Genomic DNA, 22,146 nt, shown 5'->3' with positions numbered 1-22,146 from the left:
TTGTTTAGCTTATTGTTCAGCTCTTATTGTTCGGTTTTTCCACTGCATTTGCGGTCGGCAATTGTGATGCACTCCATCCGCCGCCCAACGCTTTGATCAGTAAAACATTGGCACTTAAACGCTTGTTAAGTAAATCGACATAGACGCGCTCATTACTAAGCGCGGTGGTTTCTACCGTGATGACATCCAGGTAGGTGATGAGGCCTGCTTCATATTGTTTGATCATCAGTTCGACCGAACGTCTGGACAGCTTGACTGCTTCTTCCTGTTTCTTCGCTTCCTGCTCAAGGATCCGCAGCGCTGCAATGTTATCTTCCACTTCCCGAAAACCGGCCAGCACCGTTTGGCGGTAATTTGCCACGCTGGCGTCGTAGGCGGCGATTGCCTGATCGGTTACCGCTTTCCGAGCACCGCCATCGAACAACGTTTCAGCAAGCGACGGCCCCAACGACCAGATTCGGTTAGGAAGTGAAATCCAATTTGCCAGCCCGCTACTTTGATAACCGCCAGTTGCGGCGAGCGTGAGATCTGGAAAATAGGCTGATTTTGAGACACCGATCTGCGCATTCGCTGCAGCGACCAGACGCTCGGCATTTGCTATATCCGGCCGACGTTCAAGCAGTGCGGATGGCAGTCCTAGCGGTAGTACAGGAATCTGTGTATCGAATTTATCTACCTGAGCGATAGAGAAAGTGGATGCCGGCTTGCCGACCAAAAGTGCTATCGCGTGTTCCATTTGTGCACGCGCAACGTCGAAATCGATGGCTTGCGCTTCAGTTTGCTTGAGCAGCGTTTCTGCTAACACCACGTTTGCTCTTAGTACCATTCCAAAATCAAATTGGTGCTGCGTCAGCTCCAACGATTTTTTATAATCAATCACGGTTTTGTCGTAAAGCTGTCGGTCGGCATCCTGGTCGCGTAACTGGAAATAGTCTTGCGCTAGTTGCGCCTGGGTACTCAGGCGCATCGCCTGTAATTCGGCAGCACTAGCTTGCGCACTGCTTGTATTGGCTTCGATCGTGCGCCTTACCCGACCCCAGATATCCGGTTCCCAACTGACGTTGGCCGTTAATAAATCAGTGGTGGATGGTCCAGTCACGGCACTGCTTGTATCTTTAGTCGTGGAAGTGCCGCTAGTGCGGGTACTCGAAACGTTAGCCGCCACGGTAGGATAGTAGGCAGCACTTGCGGCCTGAACCAAAGCCCGTGCCTGGCGATATTGGGCTTCAGCCTGGATCACAGTCTGGTTTGAAATAGTGACCTGCTCTTCAAGCTTGTTGAGCACCGGGTCGTTGTACATCTCCCACCATTTTTCAGGGATTTGTAAGTCCGCGGGTTGGGCAATCTTCCAGCCAACCTGTTCTTTGAAAGCGGGCGGTGTTTCCACGTTGGATTTGACATAGTCGGAGCCGACAGCACAGGCACTCAACAGTAATGCCAAAGGAGCTGCTTGCGCCAGGCACCTGAAGCTTTTCAACGAAAATTCCATTTCACCTCCTTAGCTGCGCGTGCTTCCTTAAGACATGTTTACAGATCGCAGCTGGTGCGATCGCAATTTGCGAGCTCAGTCTGGTAATGGACTATTGCTTCATGTTTTTAAATTGTAGATAACGGATATCCCTGTGGTCTGTTCGGTAGCGTACGAAGGGTAGGGCGGCGGTTGATACGGAATGAAATTTGGTTTGTAATATACCTGACCAATTTGTGCGGATTGTGCGCCACCGTACAGATAGCTTTCTGTCATTGCTTCATTCTCATTGAATGCAATTTAATTTTTTAATGTCCGGCGAATTTGGATTTTGCACAATCAAGCTTTTCTTAAGAATGGAGAACATATGCCGCCAGATAATGCAAAATCACTGCCAATCCCCTCAAACGACACTCAGGATTCAGCTAAAAAAAGTGACCAAAAAAGTGGACTAACGACTGGCGAAGCACACCGCCGGCAAGAGAAAATTGGTTTCAATACAATGCCTGTCTCGACTGAAAATCCAGTTCGCATGGCGCTGAAAAAAATCTGGGCTCCCGTTCCGTGGATGCTCGAAGCGACTATCGTGCTTCAGGTTGTGCTTGGTGACTATATCGAGGCTGCGATCATCGCTGGCCTCTTGATATTCAACGCGGCGCTCGGACTTTTCCAGGAAGGGCGCGCCCAAGCAACTCTTGCTGCACTTAAATCAAAGCTAGCAATGAACGCAGCCGTACGGCGCGACGGCCATTGGATTACTGTGCCAGCCGCCGACTTGGTGCCGGGTGATGTGGTAAAGCTTTCATTAGGCGGTGTGGTTGCCGCCGATGTGCGCCTCATGGAAGGCGAGGTCTTGCTTGACCAGTCTATGCTCACCGGCGAATCGGTGCCGATTGAAGCTGGGGTAGGAGTGCAAACTTATGCGGGCGCATTTGTAAGACGCGGTGAGGCTGTTGCGGAAGTGACTGAAACCGGGCCGCGTACCAAATTTGGGCGCACCGCAGAATTGATTCGAACGGCCCACGTCGTCAGTTCCCAGCAAAAGGCAGTTTTGCATGTGGTACGTAATCTAGCCATGTTCAATGGCGTGGTAATTGTATTGTTGGTCGCTTACGCTCACTATCTCGCCATGCCGTTGGCCGAGATCATTCCCTTGGTGCTGACCGCAATCCTCGCATCCATACCGGTTGCTCTCCCAGCCACGTTCACCTTGGCGTCAGCGCTAGGTGCCAGAGCGTTAGCGAAGCAGGGTGTTCTTCCAACGCGACTATCGGCGGTGGACGAAGCTGCCACCATGGATGTTTTATGCTCCGACAAAACAGGAACGTTAACGCGCAATGAATTGAATGTGACAACTCTGCGCCCTATGCCTGGCTTTGATGAGGCACACCTGCTTGCACTGGCAGCATTGGCTAGTTCGGACGGTGGTGGTGATCCTGTCGATGCGGCCATTCGCGCAACTGCTGCAGGCAAACCAATTCAGGAGGCGCCGCGATTGGTCAAGTTTGTACCGTTTGATCCCGCAACCAAAATGTCGGAAGCCACCGCTACCGATAAAGATGGCGTGGAACAACGGATCGTAAAAGGTGCCTTTACCTCGATTATTGGTCTTGTGCAATCATCGCCGACTGCGCAGGCAGTATTGACTGAACTTGAGGGACAAGGTTTTAGAGTACTGGCGGTTGCTTCCGGCGTACCAACGGCAATGAAGCTGCTTGGATTTATTGCGCTGAGTGATCCCCCGCGCACCGAGTCGGCGGCGCTTATTACTGAATTGCGCGGTTTAGGTGTGCAAACGGTGATGGTGACTGGTGACGCACCGGCGACGGCAGGTATTGTGGCGCATGCAGTTGGGCTAAATGGCGCAACCTGTCCTGCAGGTCCTATCCCGCCTGACGTACGACCAGAGACCTTTTCGGTTTTTGCCGGAGTTCTTCCTGAAGGAAAGTTTGAGCTCGTTAAAGCATTCCAGAAGAGCGGACACACCGTCGGCATGTGCGGCGATGGTGCCAACGACGCACCAGCGTTGAGACAGGCGCAAATAGGTATTGCAGTTTCGACAGCAACTGACGTCGCCAAATCGGCTGCCGGGATGGTATTGACTGATACAGGTCTGGCGGGTGTCGTTGCTGCTGTTAAGGAAGGGCGCATCATATTTCAGCGTATCCTGACCTACACATTGAATTCCATTGTGAAGAAGATCGTCACTGTACTGTTCTTGATCCTTGGTCTGATTATGACTGGACACGCTATTTTGACGCCACTTTTGATGGTTATTATCATGATTGCCGGCGATTTTCTTGCTATGTCATTGACTACGGATAACGTGCGGCCGTCCGTGATGCCGAATGCGTGGCGCATCGGTAACTTGACGACTGCCGGAGTTATCCTGGGCGTTTGTCTACTGGCATTTTGCGCCGCTGTTCTTGCAATCGGAAAATTCGAATTGATGCTAGCAACCGAAGCACTGAGGACATTGGCCTTTATCGTCCTGGTTTTTGGAAGTCAGGCAATGATCTACGCCATTCGAGAGCGCAAGTATCTGTGGAGTTCTCGCCCTAGTACGTGGTTAGTGGCTTCTTCCATCCTTGATATTTTGATTGCATCAATTTTAGCCACCTGGGGCCTTGCAATGACAGCATTGCCGATATCGGTGGTGGCCGGTACGTTTTTCTCAGCGGTCGTGTTTGTAGTTATTCTGGATATGGTAAAGGTGCTGTTATTTGCGAGGTTGAAGATAGCCTAAAGCGGAATTAACTATTTTATAGATGCGACCATAACTCAAAAGGACAAAGATGAAAATTAATTCTAAAGATTTTCGTGTCAGTGAAGGGGATAAAGTAAGTCTCCAAAAGTGGCCTACGAAGGTCGACGCGGTGTACCAGACAAAAAAACAATACCAACAGCTTTTGCATGAGCATGTAGCGCAACTAAGTGCGCTTCAGCAATTACTTTACGCGTCCAATCAACACGCTATCCTGCTGATTTTTCAAGCGATGGATGCTGCCGGTAAAGATGGCGCTATCCGACATGTAATGTCAGGGGTTAACCCGCAAGGTTGCCAGGTATTTAGTTACAAACATCCCAGCGCAGAGGAATTACAGCATGACTTTTTGTGGCGTACTACGCGTGACCTGCCGGAGCGTGGACGCATCGGTATCTTTAATCGGTCCTATTACGAAGAAGTGCTGATCGTGCGCGTTCACCCCGAACTACTTCACAGCGAAGGTCTTCCTGATAAACAATCCGATGATCAATCCATTTGGCATAACAGATACCTTTCTATTACCAATTTGGAGAAACACCTGCATAGCAATGGAACGCGCATCATCAAATTCTTCCTTCATCTGTCAAAGGGCGAGCAAAAAAGGCGTTTCTTGGAACGTATCGATGAGCCGGAGAAGAATTGGAAATTCAGCCTTGCAGATATCACAGAGCGAAAATTTTGGAAGCAATACATGACTGCTTATGAAGAATGCCTCAGCGCAACAAGCACTAAAAACTCACCTTGGTATGTAGTTCCTGCCGATGACAAGGAAAACGCGCGGCTGATTGTGTCGCGTATTGTTCTTGATACCTTAGAAGAACTAAAAATGACTTATCCTGAAACGACGCCGGAACGAAAAAAAGAATTGCTGTCTATTCGCAAGCAAATTGAGAAATGAAAAAGCGAATCTGGTATCAAAATAGTGCTTCTTTTTTGATTTGTCTATTTGAAAAAGGAGGGCAGCATGATAAATGCTGCGCTCTTTTTAGGATGACAGAATAATTTCGCAATTATCGACGGCCGAGTATCACACCCAACAGTAGTCCGATGCCAGCTCCAGTGGCGATCGTTCTCCATGGATTTTCCCTGACATAGCCATCGGCAGACGCTGCCATTCTCTTGCTAGTATTTATTGCGTTGATCTGGGTATCACGTGCCTTGGCCATGGCAGTATCAAGTAATTGCATTCCATGTTTGCGCATTTCCTCAGCTTTCTCACCGGACAAAGTGGTGGCTGCTTGCAGCAATGCCTGGGCATCGATAATCAATGTCCTGATGTCTTGATTAACCATATGTATATTTTCTTCCAGCATGGGGAACTCCTTATTCAACGTATTCAATTATTAATAGTGATCTGTCGGCAATTGAAGTGCCGAACTTCGCTTTGTTCATGCTACCAATTGACAACGTGATGCCAACTGGTAGCGTTTACTAATCCATTTTCACGACGATATTATTTTTCACCGCTCTAACGCCGTCAGTATTACGCGCAATTGATTCCGATTTATCTACCAGCATTTGCGATGGTGCATACCCGCTCAGCCAGACCACACCCTTGTCGTCTGTATCGACTTTGATATTTTTCAGAGTGGATAAATGCTCAGCGGCGAGCTTGGTTTTGATTAACGATGTAATTGCCGAGTCCTTGATGAAAGTCATCGGATGATGTTGATCAACATCGTCAGCATAAGCGACAGCCGTTATGGTCAAAAGGCTACCGACTAACACGCACATTGTGCCAAATTTAGGTTTCATCATTACTCCAACAATAGTTTGAAAGGAATTTCATCTTATCGCCGGTTCAGATCCGGTTCTGTGCGGTGGCGCACCTAGATGTTGCCGATAGTGGGTTATTTTTTTAAACCCAAATGAACTTAAATTCGCATTTCAAAACGTATTAACGTCTGTACGATATCGTACAGACTGGCCCCGGATATAAGTTCACTATGCATGTCTACATGGGCGCATTGACTACTGGTAACGTGAGATTATAAAAAAGGGCGGCTGTTATGAATACTACTGAGTATCTATACGAACTGGGCCAGAGCTTGTGGCTTGATAATATTACGCGAGGAATACTGACAGCATGAGGGACACAACACTTACACCCGGTCCGCGATTGCTGGAAAGGCTCACCTGGCAGGAGCTTGTAGCGCACCACAAGCTGATTGGCGATCTGCATCTGCGACAGTTATTTTCCGATGATCCGCAGCGCGGCGAGCACCTGACTGCCGAAGGCGCCGGTCTCTATCTCGACTATTCGAAGAATCGCGTAACGGATGAAACGCTCAGGCTTTTGCTTCAGTTGGCCGACGATTGCGGTTTGCCTGCACACATCGATGCTATGTTCAGCGGCCGGAATATCAATACGAGTGAGAAGCGCGCGGCGCTTCATATAGCGCTGCGGGCGCAAGTTGGTGAGCATATCGAGGTAGATGGAGTCGACGTGGTGCCGCAGGTCTATGCGGTGCTTGATCAAATGGCTGCATTTAGCGAAAGCGTGCGAAGCGGAAAGTGGCTCGGCTACACAGGTCGGGTGATTCGCAACGTAATTAATATCGGCATCGGCGGTTCCGATCTGGGCCCGGTTATGGCGTATGACGCGCTGCTTCAGTACAGTCGTCGTGACATGTGCTTTCGTTTTATTTCCAACGTCGATGGTACCGACTTTGTAGAAGCGACGCGTGATCTGGACCCGGAAGAAACGTTGTTCATCATCTGCTCAAAAACATTTAAAACACAGGAAACCTTAACCAATGCCTACTCGGCTCGCGCATGGTGTTTAAGCACGATCAAGGATGAGCGGGCAGTGCAGCGGCATTTTGTCGCGGTATCAACAAATACGGACGGCGTGGAGAAATTTGGCATCGATCCGGCCAACATGTTTGTTTTTTGGGATTGGGTTGGTGGCCGTTACTCGATGGATTCGGCTATCGGATTGTCAACCATGATCGCCATCGGCGAACAAAATTATCGTGCGATGCTGTCCGGTTTTCATGCAATGGATATGCACTTTCGCAGTGCGCCGTTCGCGCAGAATCTGCCTGTGCTGATGGGCTTATTAGCAATCTGGAATAATAATTTTCTTGGGGCTGAAACTGTCGCGGTGCTGCCTTATGAACAATATCTCAAACGTTTTCCTGCGTATCTTCAGCAGTTGGCGATGGAAAGCAATGGGAAGCATGTCACGCTCGATGGCGATCCAGTCGGTGTGATGACCGGGCCAATCTATTGGGGCGAGCCGGGCACCAATGGCCAGCATTCGTTTTTTCAGCTGATGCATCAGGGAACCAGGCTTGTACCATGTGATTTTATCGGATTTTGCCAGCCGCTTAATCCAGTGGGTCGTCATCATGATTTGTTGATGGCCAACCTGTTCGCGCAGACTGAAGCGCTGGCGTTTGGCAAAACACAAGAGCAAATCGCGACCGAAGGCACGCCACCGTGGCTTGCGCCGCATCGCATGTTTGAGGGCAATCGTCCGACCAATACCATACTCGCCGAACGCCTCACTCCAGAAGTTTTGGGGCAACTGGTCGCGTTGTACGAGCATAGTATTTTTACTCAGGGGGCTATTTGGCAGATCGACTCTTTTGATCAGTGGGGAGTTGAACTTGGCAAGGATCTGGCGCAGCGCATTATTCCCGAACTTGAAGATGTTGACGCGCCTAAGTTAGAACACGACAGCTCAACCAAAGCATTGATCCTGCGCTACCGCAGGTTGCGGGATGAGCTGACACATCAACAAACCAATGAAAAATAACCCATTTATCGAAAAATTTACCGCAAAAGGTTATCGACCAGCTTCACATAAGGCAGCATATGAGCGCATTTTTGATTCATAGCAATTCATAGGTTTTTTTGGTTGAACACGTATTCCACTGGTAGCCAGGTGCGGTACGTTGTCCGATTCATTGATCACTTGCATGAGTTGGTCTTCAAGTTTTTCATAAACAAACAGTAATTCGTCGTTGGATGTCGGTGTCATGATGTTCTCCGGAGGTTGATTAGTATGGGGAAGATATCCTGAAGTTTTAGTCTGGTCGGTGCGCTAGCGAACCGAATCAGGATCTTGCCTCGAATTAAATTTTCCTTACTAAACCAAGCCCGAGCGTCTTGAACAGTAATCTTGATTAATTCAATGTGCCGTTACTATGTTCGGCATCTTTGCTCGCTTGCCATTGACGTGTCGTATCAACACAAAACCTGGTCAACTCCTGTAACCCTATTTGTACCGCCTGATTCGCGGCAACGATACCGTCATACGGCGTGTCGCTTGCTGCTACAACGACTTCATCGAATTCATGCCATGCCAGAACCTTACGCGTTGCATTGTCCAACACATAAGCGCGTATTGTGAAGCGTAACTGGCTCGGTTGCGTACTGAAATCATGTTGCAGCCGAACTATCTCGGTATTTAAGCGCAGACCACCGGCAGCAGCGCTGGTGGCCGGAGCCACTGCACGAAAAGCGCCGCTGTTGGCCAATGCATCGACTATCAATGGTGCAATCATGCGTGCCGGAGTGTCGATCCACTCACTGTGTGCAAAATATTCCAGTTGATGTGCAACGCGAGTGTAAATAATGCGCTGGCTGTCAAATCCCGAAGCGGCAACCGGCGGGTTGACCAGCAGGGTAGGAGCGTAGTCTGGCAAGGTCGGCTTGGCCTGATTAGACTTCGCAGTAGGATAGTCCAGTGAATAAAATGTCGGCGGCGCTGTTTCAATCGGATGCAATGCACTGCATGCGCTAAGTAAGATAATGGGCAGCGTGTTTATTAGGCACTTGAATAATTGAGAATAAGATTCCCGGTTCATGGCTTCCTCACTACGGTAGGCGTTTCTCCCGGCCCGTCAGGCACTGGAGTAATGCCGAACAACAAGCTGTTTGGATTTCGTTCGGTTTGCTCACTAAGGCGTCGCATCGAAGCCGATAAGGCATTGAGCTCGCCGATTAGTCGATCCAGTTCCGGCAGACTCACGTCGGTAAAGCCCTTCAAGTCCGATCCGATTGAGTTCAGGGATTTTCCGGCATTGATGCTGGTGCGACTGACTTCCTTACCCATCGTGCTGATGGATTCCGCGCTACGCCCAATTTGATCGATAACAGGTCCAGCTTGTGCGGTTAGTCGTGTCGTATTGTTCAAGGTAAGGTCCGCATTGCGTAAGCCGTGGTCGATTGCATCTTTGCGTAACGCAATAGTGTGCGCGATGGTCGCCAAGTCGCTCAGCGTGTTTTTGAAGTTTTCCTGATTTTGATCGCTCAAGATTGAATTGATGTGCTTGGATGTGCTGTCCAGACTGGCCAACACCGTGGTCAGCACGTTTTCCAGCCGCGCACCCAGAGAAGGTTTGGTACGTATCACCGGATACTCATAACCTGCAGTTTTATGCAGCAAAGGCGAGTTGTGTGCGGTGCTGCTCAGTTCAACGTAGGCGATGCCGGTTAAGCCCTGGGTTTTCAGAACGGCCACGGTGTCTTCCCGGATTGGCGTATTGTGGTTGATGGCGAAGAGCAGGTTGACCCGATCAGGGTTGCTCGGATCGAGCTGGATATTACGCACCTTGCCAACATCGACCCCGTTATATTTGACCGGTGCATTCACGTTTAGCCCGGCTACGGATTCGTCTTCAATCGCCAGATACATGTCGATTTTCTTTTGGAAGGCACCACCTGAAGCCAGCCAGAGTATGCCAACTATCAGCACAGCGCCGAGTATCAGGACAAATGCGCCGACCAGTGAATAGTTTACTTTGGTTTCGATGGTGAACTCCCGGAAGTTGCATTCGTTGCCTTCGCTGCATTAGTTGATGTATGGGGCAATCGTTGCTCTTGGTCTTGCGCAGCTCTGCCACGTGGGCCGTCAAAAAATACTTTAATGGCAGGATTGTCGTTAGTTGATAGTTCCTGCATCGACCCCATGGCTTGTACCTTGCCATTGGCCAATACCGCAACACGATCCGACACTTGCCATAACAGATCAAGATCATGGGTAATCATGACGATGGTCAAGCCGCTTTGGTTGCGTAGTTTACAAACCAGTTCATCAATTTCCGATGCGCTTTCCGGGTCCAGACCGGTGGTCGGCTCATCTAAAAACAGCAATTCCGGATCGAGCACCAACGCACGTGCTAACGAAGCACGTTTCAACATACCGCCGCTCAATTCTGACGGATATTGCGCACCGACCGCAGATTTCAGGCCGGTCATGGTCAGTTTCCAATCGGCTATTTCATCGATCAGTGCATCGTCCAAGTTGGTATGTTCGCGCATTGGCAAACCGATATTTTGCTGGACGGTCAACGAGCCAAACAAGCCGCCATGCTGGAACATTACGCCCCAGCGTTTGCGCAGATCCGTGGCTTGCTGCTCACCGAGATGTTCCAGCGGTTCACCTAACACTTGGATAGAACCCGAGTCGGGGCGTTGCAGCATGATCATCTCGCGTAACAGGGTCGATTTGCCGGAGCCGCTTCCGCCAATCAGGGCAAATATTTCTGCTTTGCGTACCTCAAGATCGACTCCAGAATGCACGATATGGTCGCCAAAACGCGTACACACGTTACTTATTTCGACAACGGTCTGATTGGGTAAGTTGTTCATATCAAAGGTCCAGCGCACTGAAAGCGATAGAAAACAGCGCGTCAACGACGATAACCAGAAAAATTCCCTGCACCACGCTGCGGGTAGTTTGACGGCCTATGCTGTCGGGCCCGCCACTGGCTAGAAAGCCCTGATAGCAACCCACCACTGCGATGATGGCGGCGAACACAACAGCCTTGCCGATACCCAGCAAATAAGCCGACATGTTAACGGCCTTAGTGAAGCGATCCAGGAATTCAGCAAAACCAACTCCCAGTGTGGCCTGTGCCATGATCATTCCGCCGAATACACCCAGCACATCCGCAAATACGGTTAGTAGCGGTAACGTAATCATTAAAGCGATAATTTTTGGTACAACCAGCATTTGGTGGGGATCTATGCCAAGAGTACGCATGGCGTCAATTTCTTCCGTCACTGCCATGGTGCCGATTTGTGCGGTATACGCTGATCCGGAGCGGCCGGCGACGATGATTGCGGTGATCAGCGGCGCGAATTCTCGCAGCATGGACAAGCCGATCAGATCGACAACAAAAATATTGGCACCATATTGCCTGAGTTGATTGGCGCTCTGATAGGCGACCACAACACCGAGCAAAAAGGTAAGCAAACCAACGATAGGCAACGCATCGACGCCTGCGCTGCGTATATTAAACAAGATAGATCGGCCCCGGAACTGCGCCGGGTGGGGGATACACTTTGCCAGGCTGACTGCGCTGAGACCAACAAAACCAAGCAAGGCCATCGTATCGTGCACAGCTAATTCAACGCTGCGACCGATGCGTTCCAATACAGGTTTGGTAGGCACGGGGAGGATCGGTGCAGTTTGTTCAGCGCTCTGTTGGCCTGCATCCCCGAGCAGATGGGAAAATTCGGGGCGCAAGTCATGCAGCTGGATCGCATGACCCTGAGTACCCAGCCGTAGCAACAGCTTATTGATTACCCATGCGCCTGTTGCATCGAGTGCATCAATACGTGCGCCATCTATCTTCAGGCCTGGGCTGGGAGTGATGGTCGCACTATTTAGTTGTGGTGAGATCTGTCCCATTCCATTAACTGTCCACGCTCCAGAAAGTCCAAGCGTTTGCGGCTTTGAACGATCTATTGCGGCGGGTGTCATGGTTGGCGTGCTAATAGTCATGGTCAGATTCTGGCGAAAAAATTGCTAAGCCAGCATTTTTAGCAATGCTTGAGCAGCCGGTTCGGATGATGCGGGGTTTTGTCCCGTAATCAGCAAGCCGTCCGTGACGACATGAGGCTGCCAGTCTGCAAGCTTGCTGTAGTTGGCTCCGTTTTCCTTAAGCATATCCTCAACCAAAAACGGCACCACCTTGCTTAACCCGACAGCCTGTTCTTCGCTGTTGGTAAAACCAGTTACGGCTTTGCCCTTGAGCACGGATGTGCCATCCGGATTATTGACATAGCGCAGTACACCGGGGGCATGGCAAACAGCCGCGACCGGCTTGCCAGCTTCCAGCATGACTTCGATCAGGGCTATCGACAATTTGTCGTTGACCAGATCCCACAATGGACCATGACCGCCAGGGTAAAATACAGCATCGTAATCGTTGGTCGATATGTCACTTAATTTGCGGGTATTGGCCAATGTAGCTTGTGCAGCAGAATCGGACTTGAAGCGAATGGTTGATTCGGTTTGTGAGGCAGGATCGTCGCTTTTCGGATCAAGCGGAGGTTGACCACCGAGTGGCGAAGTAAGCGTAATTTTTGCACCTGCTTTTTGGAAAACATAATAGGGCGCAGCAAACTCTTCTAACCAAAATCCGGTCTTTGCGCCCGTGTCGCCCAACTTATCGTGTGAGGTAAGTACCATCAGTATGTTCATAATATTTCCATAACAAAGAGTAAACAAAGAGAACAGCAAATAGAGTTCAAATAGGAGCGAGCCTTAAATGCAAATGAGTAACTAAAAAGATCTTTCGGATGCAAGCATCTCAACAAATGATTCCGATGAAATTGGTTTGCTGAAATAAAATCCTTGTCCTTCTTCGCAGTGAAGCCCTTTTAAAAAATTTAACTGTTCTAGATTTTCAATACCTTCGGCGACTACCTTAAGTTTCAGGCTATTCCCCATCCCGATGACTGCGCCGACGATAATGCCGTTGTCTTTTGAATTACCAATGCCATCGACAAACGATTGATCTATTTTTATTACATCGAGCGGAAATAAATTTAAATAACTCAAACTTGAATACCCAGTACCAAAATCATCTACTGCCAACTGCACGCCGATATTTTTAAGCTCCTGAAGTATAAATGCGCTTGATTCTGCATTATCCATTAATACATTTTCAGTGATTTCTAATTGCAAACAATGCACGTCTAACCCGGTATCGTTTAGAACGGAACGAACACTTTCAAGGAAATCAACCTGACGAAACTCAAGTGCAGAGATATTTACGGCGATTGATACAGGGGCAAGACCAGCTTCGATCCATTTTTTTGCTTGAGTGCAGGCATCACGTAATACCCAGCGACCGATGGGTATAATTAAACCGCAATCCTCTGCAATACGTATAAAGCGGTCAGGAAGAATCATTTCACTTGATGGACGTTTCCATCGTAGTAATGCTTCAGCGCCTGAAATTTTGCCAGTGCTTAAATTGATTTTTGGCTGATAGTGCAAAATAAATTCCCGTTTTTCCAGGGCGCTGCGTAAATTGGCTTCGACAAATTGGCGTTCGACTGCCCGGATGTTCATTTCGCTTCGAAAAAATTGATAGTTATTTCGTCCTTTACCCTTAGCGTAATACATCGCTGTATCTGCACTTTTGAGTAGCGCGTCTGCATCTTTGCCATCAGCGGGGTAAATGCTAATACCAATACTGGTCGTAATATACAAATCGCTTCCGTCGATTGAGTGCGGCGCTGCAAGCGCATTACGCACTTTATCCGCGATCATTGCGGCATCTGTGTCAAATTCTCCACCGACTAATAATAAGACGAACTCATCGCCGCCTTGCCGGCTTACCGTGTCGGAGCCACGTATGCAATCACGCAAACGCTGCGCAACGGATTGTAAAAGCTTGTCGCCAGCTGCGTGACCGAGAGAGTCGTTAATATGTTTGAAATTGTCTAAGTCAAGAAAAAGTAGTGCAAGTTGCTTGTGGTTGCGTTTGGCTAAAATAATCGCCTGAGCAATACGATCGTTAAGTAATATCCGATTTGGTAAATTAGTCAGAAAATCATGCTGCGCAAGATGTTCCATTTTATTGCTCAATGCTTGGGTATGACTAACATCATGAAAGACGATTGCCACCCCAGTAAGTTGCCCACTTCTGTTGTGAATCGGTGAAGCAGTATCTTCAATGGATGCTTCGCTTCCATCTTTCTTGATCAAAACAGTGTTTGGGGGCAGATCTCTTGATTCATTTTTTTGCAATACTAGCGCTACAGTACTACGTTCAGGCTCGCGCGTAACACCATTAATTAACTTGAATACGTCAGCAATTGGGTGACCGTTAGCTTCGTCAATTGACCAGCCTGTCAGTTTCTCTGCTGATACGTTCATATAATCGATATTACCCAATTGGTCCGTGCAAATTACGGCATCGCTGATTGAGTTAAGCGTAATCTCCGCTCTCGATCTCTCTTTGTAGAGCGCTTCTTCGACGTTCTTGCGCTGGATAACGCTGCGTAACGATTGAGGGATCAAGCTGCTTGCAAAGAATCCCTTAGATAAATATCCCTGAGCGCCAAGTTGCACGGCTTCAATCGCAAGCGGTTCTTCTTCATACGCACTGAGAATAAGGATTGGTGTGTGTGGTATGCGATTAAATAGTTGATTAAAAGTGTTAATGCCGCTGCTGTCTGCAAGGGATAAATCAACTAGAACGATGTCAATGCCACCTAAACTCAGTCGTTCCAGCCCTGCATCGAGACGCGATAAGCATTCCGTGTAGAACGGTCCATCTCGCGTATTGAGAAGCGCGCTTTTGAGTATGTTTGCGTCGATCGAGTTGTAAGTAAGAATGAGTATTCGATTTTTCATAATCTGTTTGACTCTTAATGTAATTGGCTATTTTTAAATTAATCTTAATTTAATCGGCAGCAATGATTTCAATCGCTTTTATTGGCTCATTTCGAACCAAAACGCGTAGAAATGGATTTGTTAAATGGACTTGAATTGATAAAGTAATGGTATTAGTTCTGTTTTTACAGACGAACAATAAGTTATGTATAAATTGTTGTATGTACGCCAGCGAACAAAACTGATAGAAATAATGGTGTTGTAGATCGGGCTATAACTAATGCCAAATAAATAGCAACAATAAAACGGAATAAACGTGGACTCATCAAAATCAATATTCCGGCGGTGAGGAATATCAATAAAGGTGAAATCCATTATTTGCCTTAAAATCGTTAATCATTTGAATTAAAAAAATGACGCGCAGCCAGTCATAATCGTTTACCGGCATGCGCGAAATGGATAGGTACCCAACTTATTTTTTAATTTTCGAAGCCCTGTAAGCCTCTTTTAAATCCCCCACTATTTCCTGAGTTTTTCCGTCAATCTGGTGTTTAAACCCTTTAACTTGCTGGGACTGGCTCCCTACAAGCTTACCGGCTTGTTCTTGGATTTTTCCACCAATATTTTTTGCTGCGCCATTTGTTTGATCTTTATTCATGATTTTCCTCTTTAGACGATAAATATAAAATATTGCCATTTTCAGCAATAGATACTCGATCACGCAGGGATTCTTCGTGTTCTTGCAGTGAAGATAACGTACACATTTTTTAGATTCTGTTCGGTAGCAAACAAAGCCGGGCACAAATAAATGAAAATTGACTATTTCAGTTATTCGGCATCTTTTTAATTTGTGTTTTTGTACGATACCGCACAGATAGACTTACGTTAATCGACCAAGCTTCAAGCATTCAATGTGAATGCGGCCAGCTTAATAACGTAATTTTGGCCCCACTCCTTGACTACATTGTTGATCCACAGCTTTCATGGAAAGGCTCTTTCACAATTAATTAAACGGAGGTGACATTGAACCAATATCCCATTGCGATGAATGTCGGGGGGGGGGTGTTACGCGATTCTTTCAATCGACAAATTGCGACCGTACAAGGAGTTAACTTCGTCACTCCTAAAATTGCTCACGATTCTCGCAAATCTGGGTGAGCCATTATGCTGACTGAGTGAAAAAATACACACTTCAATCTTAGAAAGATAAAAGGATATTCGATGAAACATACATTACCGCCGTTACCCTATGCGATGGATGCACTAGAGCCGCATATTTCCAAAGAAACACTGGAGTATCACTATAGCAAGCATCATCAGGCTTATATAACCAACTTAAACAAATTGCTCGAAGGTTCTGAATTTGAATCTGCTTCGCTTGAAGAGATCATTAAAAATGCGTCGGATGGCTTGTTCAATAATGCTGCACAAGTGTGGAACCATACTTTTTACTGGAATAGCTTATCGCCAGATAGCCATCTAAAACCTTCTGGAATATTGGCTGACGCAATTAACGAAAAATGGAACTCATTCGATAAATTCAAGGAGGTCTTCACTAAATCGTGTGTCAGCAATTTTGGATCTGGTTGGACATGGCTAATCAAAAAAGCGGACGGTTCGTTGGATATAGTTAACACCTCAAACGCTGCTACGCCACTGACTGGCAGTGACATCCCTTTGCTGACTTGCGATGTATGGGAGCATGCTTATTACATTGATTATCGCAACCTGCGCCCTAAATATATTGAAGCATTCTGGGAATTGGCAAACTGGGATTTTGCAGAGGAAAATTTTGTTTAAAAAATGTAATTCTTTTTTAAACGGTGAAACAAGATAGTGCTATATCGAATAAATGAATTAATACAGCCTTGGAGAAAAATTATGTTTTGGGAAAAAAAACTGGAACAATGGGCTGCAAATATTCGTGATCAGTTGGCATTACCATTGCGAGTGGATCTGTGGAATGGACAACAATTGAGTCTGAGCCATACAGAGCCACAAGTTATCGTACGAGTGCCGCATGTATCAGCCCTATCTTGTCTATTTACTCCGTCGCTATCCAACCTTGGTGCAGCTTATGTTGATGGGAAAATAGATGTCGAAGGCACGCCGAGCGCGATCATTTCGATCGGTAATGCATTAGCATCAGGAACGCTGAAGTTGGAAGGAAAGTTTTCTCGTATAGCCAGAAAAATTCAGCGTAGCAAGGAAAAAGATAGGCAAGCAATTCAATATCATTACGACGTTTCCGATGAATTCTACAAATTATGGCTTGATGAAAATATGGTTTATTCCTGCGCCTATTTTGAAAATGGCGATGAAGATCTCATTTCTGCCCAGATAAAAAAGATGGATTTGATTTTGCAAAAAATTCAATTACGGCCCGGGGATACTTTGCTCGATATTGGTTGTGGCTGGGGGGCGTTAGTCATACACGCGGCAAAACATTATGGCGCGCGATGTGTTGGTATTACGCTTTCCGAAAATCAGGCTGATTATGCAAAGGCGCTCGTTATTAAATTAGGGCTATGTGATTTGATCGAAATTCGTTTGCAAGATTATCGTGACGTTGATGGTACTTTTGATCGAATAACCAGTGTTGGCATGTTTGAGCATGTTGGAATACGAAATCTTCCGAGCTATTTCTCAAAAATTAATTCATTGTTGGCGGTGGATGGGATAGTGATGAATCATGGGATCACATCCACCGACGCCGATAGTGGTGAAACACCCTATGGTAATGGTGAATTTATCGAGAAATATGTGTTTCCTCATGGCGAATTACCACATATCGGTCTTGCTTTGAAAACCATGCAAGAGGGTGGGTTAGAAGCGATTGACATTGAAAATTTACGGCGCCATTACGCGAAGACTTGTGAGCTTTGGGGCGATCAGTTCGAAGCCAATTCGGAAGAAATAAAACGTCTTTCGGGTGATCGGCGATATCGTATATGGCGAGTCTACTTAGCCGGTTGTGCCTACGCATTCAATCAGGATTGGATTTCTTTGTACCAAGTGGTGTGCGTAAAAGCGGGGCGTAATCCATCAACCTTGCCATTGCCAAGCCGTCACCTCTACGGTCGTGCTGAACTGCGGACAGGAACGAATATGATTGGATAGTCAAAAAACACGACTCCCGCCTAGGCGGAAGTTAAGGAGGTAAAGATGAAATTAGTTTACGTCTGTAAATTCGACGTCATTTTTTTCTTGATTACGTGCTATGGATATCAACTTTTCAGCGATATCTTCTGGCGATAAAATAAAATCGATGCATCCACTTTCAATGGCGCTTTCCGGCATGTCAGGGTGGCTGGCTGTATCCAGTTTTTGTGCGATGGTAATACCTCCAACCTGTTGAATGTCGCACAACGCTGCAGCGCCATCGCCATCATATCCAGAAACAATCACAGCAATTAATTTGCCATCCCAGTAGCGGACTAGCGAGCGCAAAAAAACCGTAATGACATCCGGCCAGCCACGAGGCTTTGATATAGGTTTTAACTGGAATTCGCCATTTTGAACGTGTAAATCTCGATTTTCAGGAATGATGTACACATGATCGGGTTCGACTAATAAACTTTCTGTGATGAGTTTAACCGGCATACCTGTGTAATTAGGAAGAATTTCATGAAGTTGGGTTGGGAAGATTGTGATGTGATTCACGATAACGATAGCCACACCCATATTAACCGGCAAATTTTTCAATAATCGAATGTACGCGTTTAAGCCTCCGGCTGAGCCGCCCACGCAAACAATTGGGAAATTTTTCATAAGAATATTCTCGAATGGATACGACGGAAACGTGAAATTTTTTTATGGTTCATTCTATGTCCCCTATAAAAATCCTTGCAATATGATGTTCTTGGCAAATTTAATAAAAATCGTCAACGGTCCCGAAAATTTCGGTGCTACTATTTTTTTAGTGCTCGTTCCTTGTTACTTTTTCCTGCCTTAGTCAATGCGATAGCGACAGCCTGCTTAACTGCTTTTCTTTTAGTTTTTGGATGGCTATTGCCAATTGATCCTGATTCTTTCCATTCATCGACCAACATTTTAATATTATTGCTGACCACTGCTTTATTGGATCCTTTGGCGAGAGGCATGACAGTTCCGTTCTATTAAATTGGTGATAGATTTTGCCGCGTGTTACTGGGTGTAATAGTAATAACGGAATTTTCAGTATTGAATACCGATGAGTGTATGTATGAAAATTGTTTCAATCTGTGCGCTAGCACGCTTAGTTTCATTGAATATCATCCCATTATGTGCCCTAGCGTACTGACGATGTGAATTGCACGATCTATCGTGTAAACGCTACAAACAAATCCAAATCACATCAACTTAGGAAAAATTATGAATAAATTACTGTCAGGATTATTGATAACAATTGTTAGCATAAGCGCTTATACAAACGCTTTTGCAGCAACTGCCGAAGCGAAATTAACCTACAAAAGCGCCCTGGAACATGCGGACGCTGAGTACAAAATCAATACAAACAAATGTAATTCCTTAGCAAGTAATGCCAAAGATGTTTGTATCGAAGAGGCTGTTCTGGCTCGCACTACGCTCAAAGCTCAAGCAAATGCCGATTATGAAAATACGCCAAAGGCGCGCGCCACTGCAATATCGGATGTCGCCGATGCCCAATATGCAGTTGATAAAGAAAAATGTAATACGAAGGTCGGAAATGATAAAGACGTTTGCATGAAGCAAGCAAAAGCAACCAATGTAACGTCGATAGCCAATGCAAAAGCAACTAATAAAGTAACTAATGCACGCGGCGAGGCTGCTCAATCAACAAATGATGCCGATTACCAAGTGGAAATCGAAAAATGCGATGGTTTCGCAGGCCCATCAAAAGCTGCTTGCATCGCTTCAGCACAAACAAAATACGGGAAATAAATTTGGGTGATCATAGTGCTATCGGTGCTCCTTTTTAAGGTAAGTAATTTATAAAAGGGAGCATCTAATATTAAAAGTATAGATTCTGAATTTAAATTTTTTAAGTCATATTTCATTATTTGACAGGGACTAAATCATGATAAAAGCTAAAAATGAATTAAAAAAGAGCATTGATATAGATGCTATTCGATCAGCGGCTAAACATCTGGATGACGGTGCCGTCACCGTTGGTTATCAGGCAGATCGAAAGAAAATTATTGCGATGCTGAACAATGCATTGGCAACGGAACTAGTCTGTGTTTTGCGCTATAAACGCCACTACTATACGGCGATTGGTTTACAAAATGGTCCAATTAAAGCGGAGTTTTTGCAGCATGCGATGGAAGAACAGGGTCATGCGAATCTTTTAGCTGAGCGAATTGTGCAATTAAACGGTAAGCCAGATTTTAACCCTGCCACTCTCGTTAATCGTAGTCACGCAGAGTACGATGATTCTGCGTCGATAAAAGACATGATTAAAGCAAATTTGATTGCTGAACGGGTTGCTATTGAAGCATATCGGCAGATGATTGAACAAATTGGTGAAAAAGATCCGACAACCAGTCATATGTTAGTTGGCATCATGGCGAAGGAAGAAGAACATGCTGACGATATGCGTGATTTGATGGCTTAGCTGCGTATGCTGGACTACCGTGTTATTAATCCACATGATGTAACTTGCACATAAAATTTTTTGTAAATTTAATCGCTATTTTTTAAAGTATTTTAGTAAAAACGTTAGCCACGCTAAACTTTTTACATCCTCCTTAAGCCCAACCAGATGCAATTATTTTTTGTATTCAAAAACCGTTACTTTATATGAAGTAACGGTTTTTTATAAAATATAAATTAAGCATTGAATCTAAAGTTGGAAAATGAAGTGCTTGATTTCAGTTCAACTATAATTTTTTGTAATATGTTCGCTAACGAACTGTTTAACTTAATTGAATAATTTATTGTGAATTGCCATGTCGTGATCATTAATTTTACGGTATGGACTTCAGATCTTAAATCAGCAATATTTATTATTAAGGATTAAATATCATGTTAAATACCAATAGCGATAGCAGCCCACAAATGCTAGATGCGCTCGAAAATGAAACGATTGCCATAAATCAAAATGACCCAATTGCCATTAATCAAAATGAACCAATTCCACCTTTAATGGGCGCGAAAACACTGATCGGGAATAAAGTTAGCAACGCCCAAGATGAGCATTTGGGTGATATCAAGGAAATTATGTTGAACATGCATTCCGGCAGCATAGCTTATGCAGTTCTGGCGCACGGCGGCGTGTTAACTATGGGAGAAAAACTATTCGCAGTTCCGTGGAATTCAATGAAACTTGATCCGGAAAATCATCAATTTATCCTTAATATTAGTAAAGAACGATTTGAAAATGCGCCGGGATTTGATTCGAATCATTGGCCGAATATGGCAGATCATATTTGGGTTGACAGTATTCAAGGCTATTACTTTCAGCGAACTTACGAATAGCTTCCATTTATATTATTAGGAATAGATATGTTCGTTAGCGAACTGTTTAATTAACCTCAAAGATATATTGTGAATGGACATGTCGTGCAAACTAATTTTGCGGCATGCGTTTCGGTTTTTAACCTTCAATATTTTATTAATTAGGAATAAATACTATGTCAAATACCAATAACCCGAGCGATCTCCATATGCAGGCAGCAGTTGATCACGAAGAGGCAGCTAAACATCATCAAAAAGCATCCGAAAGTCATCATCACAATAAGCTGGATGATGCCAAGGGTAGCGCAAAGAGTGCTATGGATTGTAGTGATAAGGCAAAGAAGAGTTCAGATAATGCTTGCGCATCTTCAATAAAGTAGTCAGGTAAACTCGGCTGGTTTTGGGGGCATTCGGTTGTTTATTGAGAATTTGCACTGATAATATCTGAAGCCGGCCGTCATAAAACAATAGAGATAAACTGAATAATGTGAATTACGATTTTCTGCGGTATATAAATTTAGACGGTAATTTTAAATTTGTTCAGTAATGCTTCATTGAATATGGGACATAGAAATACCGGTATCAATTGCATCCATAAGTACATTGATTTCAAAGGGTTTGGTTAAATATCGGAAAAATCCGATATTGAAACCTTTTTGAATATCATGGATGAATGCATTAGATGACAATGCCATGATTGGTATATGGGAGGTTGTTGGGTCTTCATGCAATATGCGGAATACTTCATAACCATTCAAATCAGGTAAATTCATATCCAATCAGTAGTGTCCCAACGTTCTCACGCCAGGAGCTTGTAAGTTAATGATTTACTTGCATAAAACGACGAATTTGTTTGGTCTCGATTTGAACGTCGAGGCGCAAAATAGGCGCTTTTTGCGGATTTCC

General features: G+C 45.7%; 25 protein-coding genes. 9 read left to right on the top strand and 16 right to left on the bottom strand.

From position 1 onward, the window contains the following. Positions 1 to 16: 16 nt before the first annotated feature. Together S2091_RS19245 and S2091_RS24105 are read right to left on the bottom strand one after the other, a co-directional pair. A complete protein-coding gene (locus S2091_RS19245) occupies positions 17 to 1,489 on the bottom strand; it encodes an efflux transporter outer membrane subunit (protein WP_105533594.1) in 1,473 nt (490 codons plus the stop codon). A gap of 99 nt (positions 1,490 to 1,588) precedes the next feature. Next, entirely contained in the window at positions 1,589 to 1,744 is a 156-nt protein-coding gene (locus S2091_RS24105) for a hypothetical protein (protein WP_165795035.1), read from the bottom strand. 91 nt (positions 1,745 to 1,835) lie between these two features. Between S2091_RS24105 and S2091_RS19240 the strand changes: the two genes are divergently transcribed. Next, entirely contained in the window at positions 1,836 to 4,214 is a 2,379-nt protein-coding gene (locus S2091_RS19240; RefSeq protein ID WP_105533593.1) for an HAD-IC family P-type ATPase, read from the top strand. A 49-nt stretch (positions 4,215 to 4,263) separates the two neighbouring features. After that, a complete protein-coding gene (locus S2091_RS19235) occupies positions 4,264 to 5,133 on the top strand; it encodes an ADP-polyphosphate phosphotransferase (protein ID WP_105533592.1) in 870 nt (289 codons plus the stop codon). A 112-nt stretch (positions 5,134 to 5,245) separates the two neighbouring features. On the opposite strand, the gene S2091_RS19230 is transcribed toward S2091_RS19235, so the two are convergent. Further along, complete coding sequence (locus tag S2091_RS19230) at positions 5,246 to 5,527, bottom strand: ElaB/YgaM/YqjD family protein (RefSeq protein ID WP_341477011.1); 282 nt, start codon at positions 5,525 to 5,527, stop codon at positions 5,246 to 5,248. A 139-nt stretch (positions 5,528 to 5,666) separates the two neighbouring features. Next, the gene (locus S2091_RS19225) at positions 5,667 to 5,993 is read right to left on the bottom strand and encodes a BON domain-containing protein (RefSeq protein ID WP_105533590.1); all 327 of its coding nucleotides are present in this window, start codon (positions 5,991 to 5,993) and stop codon (positions 5,667 to 5,669) included. 328 nt (positions 5,994 to 6,321) lie between these two features. On the opposite strand from S2091_RS19225, the gene pgi reads away from it, so the two are divergent. Continuing rightward, the gene (gene pgi, locus S2091_RS19220) at positions 6,322 to 7,998 is read left to right on the top strand and encodes a glucose-6-phosphate isomerase (RefSeq protein WP_105533589.1); all 1,677 of its coding nucleotides are present in this window, start codon (positions 6,322 to 6,324) and stop codon (positions 7,996 to 7,998) included. 30 nt (positions 7,999 to 8,028) lie between these two features. On the opposite strand, the gene S2091_RS19215 is transcribed toward pgi, so the two are convergent. The 9 genes from S2091_RS19215 to S2091_RS19175 form a co-directional block, all read right to left on the bottom strand. Continuing rightward, the gene (locus S2091_RS19215) at positions 8,029 to 8,223 is read right to left on the bottom strand and encodes a hypothetical protein (protein WP_105533588.1); all 195 of its coding nucleotides are present in this window, start codon (positions 8,221 to 8,223) and stop codon (positions 8,029 to 8,031) included. Positions 8,224 to 8,368: 145 nt separating this feature from the next. Further along, complete coding sequence (locus tag S2091_RS19210) at positions 8,369 to 9,052, bottom strand: ABC-type transport auxiliary lipoprotein family protein (protein ID WP_105533587.1); 684 nt, start codon at positions 9,050 to 9,052, stop codon at positions 8,369 to 8,371. Next, the gene (locus S2091_RS19205; protein ID WP_243405493.1) at positions 9,049 to 9,942 is read right to left on the bottom strand and encodes an MlaD family protein; all 894 of its coding nucleotides are present in this window, start codon (positions 9,940 to 9,942) and stop codon (positions 9,049 to 9,051) included. Before S2091_RS19205 ends, S2091_RS19210 begins: the two co-directional genes overlap by 4 nt. Positions 9,943 to 9,983: 41 nt before the next feature. Next, a complete protein-coding gene (locus S2091_RS19200; RefSeq protein WP_105533585.1) occupies positions 9,984 to 10,838 on the bottom strand; it encodes an ABC transporter ATP-binding protein in 855 nt (284 codons plus the stop codon). A 1-nt stretch (position 10,839) separates the two neighbouring features. Further along, positions 10,840 to 11,976 carry an MlaE family ABC transporter permease gene (locus S2091_RS19195; protein WP_105533584.1) on the bottom strand — a complete coding sequence of 379 codons (1,137 nt, stop codon included), beginning with the start codon at positions 11,974 to 11,976 and terminating at the stop codon, positions 10,840 to 10,842. 24 nt (positions 11,977 to 12,000) lie between these two features. Beyond that, positions 12,001 to 12,678: a type 1 glutamine amidotransferase domain-containing protein gene (locus S2091_RS19190; RefSeq protein WP_105533583.1), complete on the bottom strand. Its 678-nt coding sequence runs from the start codon at positions 12,676 to 12,678 to the stop codon at positions 12,001 to 12,003. A gap of 81 nt (positions 12,679 to 12,759) precedes the next feature. After that, a complete protein-coding gene (locus S2091_RS19185) occupies positions 12,760 to 14,844 on the bottom strand; it encodes a putative bifunctional diguanylate cyclase/phosphodiesterase (protein ID WP_105533582.1) in 2,085 nt (694 codons plus the stop codon). Positions 14,845 to 15,026: 182 nt separating this feature from the next. Then, entirely contained in the window at positions 15,027 to 15,182 is a 156-nt protein-coding gene (locus S2091_RS19180; protein ID WP_423828252.1) for a DUF3096 domain-containing protein, read from the bottom strand. 113 nt (positions 15,183 to 15,295) lie between these two features. Then, a complete protein-coding gene (locus tag S2091_RS19175; protein ID WP_105533580.1) occupies positions 15,296 to 15,481 on the bottom strand; it encodes a CsbD family protein in 186 nt (61 codons plus the stop codon). Between the two features lie 563 nt (positions 15,482 to 16,044). Here S2091_RS19175 and S2091_RS19170 point away from each other — a divergent pair. Continuing rightward, positions 16,045 to 16,623 carry a superoxide dismutase gene (locus S2091_RS19170; RefSeq protein ID WP_105533579.1) on the top strand — a complete coding sequence of 193 codons (579 nt, stop codon included), beginning with the start codon at positions 16,045 to 16,047 and terminating at the stop codon, positions 16,621 to 16,623. Positions 16,624 to 16,704: 81 nt separating this feature from the next. Next, positions 16,705 to 17,943, top strand: a complete 1,239-nt coding sequence (locus S2091_RS19165; protein ID WP_105533578.1) for an SAM-dependent methyltransferase — start codon at positions 16,705 to 16,707, stop codon at positions 17,941 to 17,943. Positions 17,944 to 17,994: 51 nt separating this feature from the next. Here the strand turns inward: S2091_RS19165 and S2091_RS19160 are convergent, their stop codons facing one another. Beyond that, the gene (locus S2091_RS19160; RefSeq protein ID WP_105533577.1) at positions 17,995 to 18,594 is read right to left on the bottom strand and encodes a chemotaxis protein CheB; all 600 of its coding nucleotides are present in this window, start codon (positions 18,592 to 18,594) and stop codon (positions 17,995 to 17,997) included. Positions 18,595 to 18,734: 140 nt separating this feature from the next. After that, positions 18,735 to 18,926 carry a hypothetical protein gene (locus S2091_RS19155; protein ID WP_105533576.1) on the bottom strand — a complete coding sequence of 64 codons (192 nt, stop codon included), beginning with the start codon at positions 18,924 to 18,926 and terminating at the stop codon, positions 18,735 to 18,737. A gap of 250 nt (positions 18,927 to 19,176) precedes the next feature. Between S2091_RS19155 and S2091_RS19150 the strand changes: the two genes are divergently transcribed. From S2091_RS19150 to S2091_RS19135, 4 genes are all read left to right on the top strand, one after another. Then, complete coding sequence (locus S2091_RS19150) at positions 19,177 to 19,725, top strand: hypothetical protein (RefSeq protein ID WP_105533575.1); 549 nt, start codon at positions 19,177 to 19,179, stop codon at positions 19,723 to 19,725. A gap of 136 nt (positions 19,726 to 19,861) precedes the next feature. After that, positions 19,862 to 20,398: a ferritin-like domain-containing protein gene (locus S2091_RS19145; protein WP_105533574.1), complete on the top strand. Its 537-nt coding sequence runs from the start codon at positions 19,862 to 19,864 to the stop codon at positions 20,396 to 20,398. 410 nt (positions 20,399 to 20,808) lie between these two features. Continuing rightward, positions 20,809 to 21,261, top strand: a complete 453-nt coding sequence (locus S2091_RS19140; protein WP_341477010.1) for a PRC-barrel domain-containing protein — start codon at positions 20,809 to 20,811, stop codon at positions 21,259 to 21,261. A gap of 155 nt (positions 21,262 to 21,416) precedes the next feature. Then, a complete protein-coding gene (locus tag S2091_RS19135) occupies positions 21,417 to 21,620 on the top strand; it encodes a hypothetical protein (protein WP_105533573.1) in 204 nt (67 codons plus the stop codon). Between the two features lie 171 nt (positions 21,621 to 21,791). On the opposite strand, the gene S2091_RS19130 is transcribed toward S2091_RS19135, so the two are convergent. Then, a complete protein-coding gene (locus S2091_RS19130) occupies positions 21,792 to 22,013 on the bottom strand; it encodes a response regulator (protein ID WP_243405492.1) in 222 nt (73 codons plus the stop codon). Positions 22,014 to 22,146 lie beyond the last annotated feature (133 nt).

It is taken from the genome of Solimicrobium silvestre (assembly GCF_002976435.1).
In the GTDB taxonomy this organism is placed as follows: Bacteria; Pseudomonadota; Gammaproteobacteria; order Burkholderiales; family Burkholderiaceae_D; genus Solimicrobium; species Solimicrobium silvestre.
This window is presented reverse-complemented; position numbering and strand designations above follow the sequence as displayed.

What these genes read in the sequence shown, in the direction of transcription:
- S2091_RS19165 (WP_105533578.1), top strand. Translation starts at nt 16,705, where the DNA reads ATGTTTTGGGAAAAAAAACTGGAACAATGGGCTGCAAATATTCGTGAT.
- S2091_RS19200 (WP_105533585.1), bottom strand. Translation starts at nt 10,838, where the DNA reads ATGAACAACTTACCCAATCAGACCGTTGTCGAAATAAGTAACGTGTGT.
- S2091_RS19225 (WP_105533590.1), bottom strand. Translation starts at nt 5,993, where the DNA reads ATGATGAAACCTAAATTTGGCACAATGTGCGTGTTAGTCGGTAGCCTT.
- S2091_RS19215 (WP_105533588.1), bottom strand. Translation starts at nt 8,223, where the DNA reads ATGACACCGACATCCAACGACGAATTACTGTTTGTTTATGAAAAACTT.
- S2091_RS19160 (WP_105533577.1), bottom strand. Translation starts at nt 18,594, where the DNA reads ATGAAAAATTTCCCAATTGTTTGCGTGGGCGGCTCAGCCGGAGGCTTA.
- S2091_RS19130 (WP_243405492.1), bottom strand. Translation starts at nt 22,013, where the DNA reads ATGAATTTACCTGATTTGAATGGTTATGAAGTATTCCGCATATTGCAT.
- S2091_RS19145 (WP_105533574.1), top strand. Translation starts at nt 19,862, where the DNA reads ATGATAAAAGCTAAAAATGAATTAAAAAAGAGCATTGATATAGATGCT.
- S2091_RS19135 (WP_105533573.1), top strand. Translation starts at nt 21,417, where the DNA reads ATGTCAAATACCAATAACCCGAGCGATCTCCATATGCAGGCAGCAGTT.
- S2091_RS19235 (WP_105533592.1), top strand. Translation starts at nt 4,264, where the DNA reads ATGAAAATTAATTCTAAAGATTTTCGTGTCAGTGAAGGGGATAAAGTA.
- S2091_RS19140 (WP_341477010.1), top strand. Translation starts at nt 20,809, where the DNA reads ATGTTAAATACCAATAGCGATAGCAGCCCACAAATGCTAGATGCGCTC.
- S2091_RS24105 (WP_165795035.1), bottom strand. Translation starts at nt 1,744, where the DNA reads ATGACAGAAAGCTATCTGTACGGTGGCGCACAATCCGCACAAATTGGT.
- S2091_RS19150 (WP_105533575.1), top strand. Translation starts at nt 19,177, where the DNA reads ATGAATAAATTACTGTCAGGATTATTGATAACAATTGTTAGCATAAGC.
- S2091_RS19185 (WP_105533582.1), bottom strand. Translation starts at nt 14,844, where the DNA reads ATGAAAAATCGAATACTCATTCTTACTTACAACTCGATCGACGCAAAC.
- pgi (WP_105533589.1), top strand. Translation starts at nt 6,322, where the DNA reads ATGAGGGACACAACACTTACACCCGGTCCGCGATTGCTGGAAAGGCTC.
- S2091_RS19190 (WP_105533583.1), bottom strand. Translation starts at nt 12,678, where the DNA reads ATGAACATACTGATGGTACTTACCTCACACGATAAGTTGGGCGACACG.
- S2091_RS19170 (WP_105533579.1), top strand. Translation starts at nt 16,045, where the DNA reads ATGAAACATACATTACCGCCGTTACCCTATGCGATGGATGCACTAGAG.
- S2091_RS19230 (WP_341477011.1), bottom strand. Translation starts at nt 5,527, where the DNA reads ATGGTTAATCAAGACATCAGGACATTGATTATCGATGCCCAGGCATTG.
- S2091_RS19245 (WP_105533594.1), bottom strand. Translation starts at nt 1,489, where the DNA reads ATGGAATTTTCGTTGAAAAGCTTCAGGTGCCTGGCGCAAGCAGCTCCT.
- S2091_RS19195 (WP_105533584.1), bottom strand. Translation starts at nt 11,976, where the DNA reads ATGACTATTAGCACGCCAACCATGACACCCGCCGCAATAGATCGTTCA.
- S2091_RS19240 (WP_105533593.1), top strand. Translation starts at nt 1,836, where the DNA reads ATGCCGCCAGATAATGCAAAATCACTGCCAATCCCCTCAAACGACACT.
- S2091_RS19175 (WP_105533580.1), bottom strand. Translation starts at nt 15,481, where the DNA reads ATGAATAAAGATCAAACAAATGGCGCAGCAAAAAATATTGGTGGAAAA.
- S2091_RS19210 (WP_105533587.1), bottom strand. Translation starts at nt 9,052, where the DNA reads ATGAACCGGGAATCTTATTCTCAATTATTCAAGTGCCTAATAAACACG.
- S2091_RS19155 (WP_105533576.1), bottom strand. Translation starts at nt 18,926, where the DNA reads ATGCCTCTCGCCAAAGGATCCAATAAAGCAGTGGTCAGCAATAATATT.